General features: G+C 49.4%; 2 rRNA genes. Both read right to left on the reverse strand.

The features are described 5' to 3' along the window. Positions 1-116 (reverse strand): 5S ribosomal RNA (gene rrf / locus C683_RS00005). 54 nt (positions 117-170) lie between these two features. Beyond that, a 23S ribosomal RNA gene (locus C683_RS00010) occupies positions 171-3083 on the reverse strand. Between the last annotated feature and the right edge of the window lie 124 nt (positions 3084-3207).

The raw sequence follows: 3207 nt of genomic DNA on the forward strand, positions 1-3207 counted from the left end.
GCGTGGCGACTTCCTACTCTCACAGGGGGAAACCCCCAACTACCATCGGCGTTAAGAAGCTTAACTTCTGTGTTCGGCATGGGAACAGGTGTATCCTTCTTGCCATCATCACCACACTATTTACTTGAGTGTTTGTTCACTCAAAACTGGATCTTGAATGCTTATACCTTTTGGTTAAGTCCTCGACTGATTAGTATTGGTCCGCTCCATATGTCACCATACTTCCACTTCCAACCTATCTACCTCATCATCTCTGAGGAGTCTTACTTCTTGCGAATGGGAAATCTCATCTCAAGGGGGGCTTCACGCTTAGATGCTTTCAGCGTTTATCCCGTCCACACATAGCTACCCAGCGATGCTCTTGGCAGAACAACTGGTACACCAGCGGTGTGTCCATCCCGGTCCTCTCGTACTAAGGACAGCTCCTTTCAAATTTCCTACGCCCGCGACGGATAGGGACCGAACTGTCTCACGACGTTCTGAACCCAGCTCGCGTGCCGCTTTAATGGGCGAACAGCCCAACCCTTGGGACCGACTACAGCCCCAGGATGCGACGAGCCGACATCGAGGTGCCAAACCTCCCCGTCGATGTGGACTCTTGGGGGAGATAAGCCTGTTATCCCCAGGGTAGCTTTTATCCGTTGAGCGATGGCCCTTCCATGCGGAACCACCGGATCACTAAGCCCGACTTTCGTCCCTGCTCGACTTGTAGGTCTCGCAGTCAAGCTCCCTTCTGCCTTTACACTCTGCGAATGATTTCCAACCATTCTGAGGGAACCTTTGGGCGCCTCCGTTACCTTTTAGGAGGCGACCGCCCCAGTCAAACTGCCCATCTGACACTGTCTCCCAACACGCTTAGTGTTGCGGGTTAGAGTGGCCATAACACAAGGGTAGTATCCCACCGACGCCTCCACTGAGACTAGCGTCCCAGCTTCAACGGCTCCTACCTATCCTGTACATGTGGTACAGACACTCAATATCAAACTACAGTAAAGCTCCATGGGGTCTTTCCGTCCTGTCGCGGGTAACCTGCATCTTCACAGGTACTAAAATTTCACCGAGTCTCTCGTTGAGACAGTGCCCAAATCGTTACGCCTTTCGTGCGGGTCGGAACTTACCCGACAAGGAATTTCGCTACCTTAGGACCGTTATAGTTACGGCCGCCGTTTACTGGGGCTTCAATTCAAAGCTTCGCATACGCTAACTCATCCTCTTAACCTTCCAGCACCGGGCAGGCGTCAGCCCCTATACGTCATCTTACGATTTAGCAGAGACCTGTGTTTTTGGTAAACAGTCGCTTGGGCCTATTCACTGCGGCTGACCATAGGTCAGCACCCCTTCTCCCGAAGTTACGGGGTCATTTTGCCGAGTTCCTTAACGAGAGTTCTCTCGCTCACCTTAGGCTACTCGCCTCGACTACCTGTGTCGGTTTGCGGTACGGGCAGTCATTGTCTCACTAGAAGCTTTTCTCGGCAGTGTGACATCAGAAGCTTCGCTACTTTAATTTCACTCCCCATCACAGCTCATCCCTAAAAGTAAGCATTTGACTCACTTTCAGACTTACTGCTTGGACGCACACTTCCAGTCGTGCGCTCTTCTTAGCCTACTGCGTCCCTCCATTGCTCAAACAACAATGACTGGTACAGGAATATCAACCTGTTGTCCATCGCCTACGCCTATCGGCCTTGGCTTAGGTCCCGACTAACCCTGGGAGGACGAGCCTTCCCCAGGAAACCTTAGTCATACGGTGGACAGGATTCTCACCTGTCTTTCGCTACTCATACCGGCATTCTCACTTCTTAGCGCTCCACCAGTCCTCACGATCTGACTTCAACGCCCTAAGAACGCTCTCCTACCATAGAACCATAGGTTCTATCCACAGCTTCGGTAATGTGTTTAGCCCCGGTACATTTTCGGCGCAGGGTCACTCGACTAGTGAGCTATTACGCACTCTTTAAATGATGGCTGCTTCTAAGCCAACATCCTAGTTGTTTGTGCAACCCCACATCCTTTTCCACTTAACACATATTTTGGGACCTTAGCTGGTGGTCTGGGCTGTTTCCCTTTCGACAATGGATCTTATCACTCACTGTCTGACTCCCGGATATAAATCAATGGCATTCGGAGTTTATCTGAGTTCGGTAATCCTAGATGGACCCCTAGCCCAAACAGTGCTCTACCTCCATGATTCTTCATTCCGAGGCTAGCCCTAAAGCTATTTCGGAGAGAACCAGCTATCTCCAAGTTCGATTGGAATTTCTCCGCTACCCACACCTCATCCCCGCACTTTTCAACGTACGTGGGTTCGGTCCTCCAGTGCGTTTTACCGCACCTTCAACCTGGACATGGGTAGATCACATGGTTTCGGGTCTACGACCACATACTCTATCGCCCTATTCAGACTCGCTTTCGCTGCGGCTCCGTCTCTTCAACTTAACCTCGCATGGGATCGTAACTCGCCGGTTCATTCTACAAAAGGCACGCCATCACCCATTAACGGGCTTTGACTTGTTGTAGGCACACGGTTTCAGGTTCTCTTTCACTCCCCTCCCGGGGTGCTTTTCACCTTTCCCTCACGGTACTGGTTCGCTATCGGTCACTAGTGAGTATTTAGCCTTAGGAGATGGTCCTCCTAGATTCCGACGGAATTTCACGTGTTCCGCCGTACTCAGGATACTAAACAGAGGTGATGACATTTCGTATACGGGATTTTCACCCTCTTCGATCAAGCTTTCCATCTTGTTCTACTATCTCATCACTTTGTAACTCTTAATGTCTAGTCCTACAACCCCGTGAAGTAAACCTCACGGTTTGGGCTCTTCCCGTTTCGCTCGCCGCTACTCAGGGAATCGAATTTTCTTTCTCTTCCTGCAGCTACTTAGATGTTTCAGTTCACTGCGTTGCCTTCATTAACCTATGAATTCAGTTAATGATAACATCCTATAAAAGATGTTGGGTTCCCCCATTCGGAAATCTCTGGATCAATGCTTACTTACAGCTCCCCAAAGCATATCGGTGTTAGTCCCGTCCTTCATCGACTACTAGTGCCAAGGCATCCACCGTGCGCCCTTATTAACTTAACCTTATTAGCGATTATTATCACCTATTTAAGAAAATAAGTGTTGAACTTTATTAAAAACTCATTCAACGCGGTGTTTTCTCGGTATATATTCATTCAATTATCCAGTTTTCAATGAACAAACTTGA

It is taken from the genome of Catellicoccus marimammalium M35/04/3 (genome assembly GCF_000313915.1).
In the GTDB taxonomy this organism is placed as follows: domain Bacteria; phylum Bacillota; class Bacilli; order Lactobacillales; family Catellicoccaceae; genus Catellicoccus; species Catellicoccus marimammalium.